2 protein-coding genes are annotated in these 941 nt (G+C 49.2%); one reads left to right on the top strand and one right to left on the bottom strand.

Annotation, left to right across the window (positions count from 1 at the left end; genetic code table 11):
* The coding region (locus PGS10_RS24895) for a TetR/AcrR family transcriptional regulator (protein ID WP_316423633.1) at positions 1-380 on the bottom strand (380 nt) is incomplete at its 3' end.
* Between the two features lie 138 nt (positions 381-518).
* Here PGS10_RS24895 and PGS10_RS24890 point away from each other — a divergent pair.
* Entirely contained in the window at positions 519-920 is a 402-nt protein-coding gene (locus PGS10_RS24890; RefSeq protein WP_015705171.1) for a RidA family protein, read from the top strand.
* The last annotated feature ends 21 nt before the right edge of the window (positions 921-941 follow it).

Raw genomic sequence — 941 nt, 5'->3', positions numbered from 1 at the left:
TTCTGACTCGGCCATTTCGTAGGATCGCCAAGAAAAGCCGGGCCATCAAGCAGAACGATACGCCGGACTTCTTCATCCAGAGCCATTCTGATATAGGCTATCCCTTCAGCCAGAAGCTTTTGCTGGTCATCCCTGAACTGTGTCGCTGCACTCTTGGCACTTTGTGCCATTTCTGAGTCAATCTGGGCAACCACAGCGGCAAGCAACCCTTTTTTGTCCCCAAAATTATGGTACAGAGCCCCACGCGTCAGGCCAACGCTGGCAGTCAAATCATCCATTGATGCTGCTGCAAACCCTTTTTCGGCAAAGGCTTTTCGTGCGGCTGTAATCAACTTCGTGCGGGTTTCTTCCATCGTTTCGGCGCGGCGTTTGGCAGCCATGCGGACTCCTTGCAATATACGCAGCGTATGAAATTTGACATACGCCGCGTATGTGTGGTTAAGTTTACATACACTGCGTATATTAATTGATTTATTTATGTCACGCACGGCTTCACACATCCGAAAAAAGGATACGTTATGAACCAACCGAAACCTGTTTTCCCGGCGAATCGCCACGCTCTCTATGAGAAGCATGGTTATTCTGCTGCGATCCGCTCTGGTGATTTACTGTTTGTATCCGGTCAGGTGGGTAGCCGGGAAGATGGTAGTCCTGAGCCCGACTTTGCAACGCAGGTAGAACGTGCCTTTGAAAACCTCAAGGCCACTCTTACCGCCGCAGGATGTTCGTTTGAAGATCTTATCGATGTGACAACCTTTCATACCGATCCGGAGAGTCAGTTTTCAACCATTATGCAGGTGAAACAAACCGTTTTTCCGAAGCCGCCATATCCCAACTGGACAGCCGTGGGGGTTAACTGGCTGGCGGGATTTGATTTTGAGATAAAGGTTATCGCCCGGATTCCGGAACATCAGCTTTAAAAACTTCACACACAGATATCA

The organism is Klebsiella sp. 141153 (assembly GCF_032601995.1).
Classification (GTDB): domain Bacteria; phylum Pseudomonadota; class Gammaproteobacteria; order Enterobacterales; family Enterobacteriaceae; genus Klebsiella; species Klebsiella aerogenes.
This window is presented reverse-complemented; position numbering and strand designations above follow the sequence as displayed.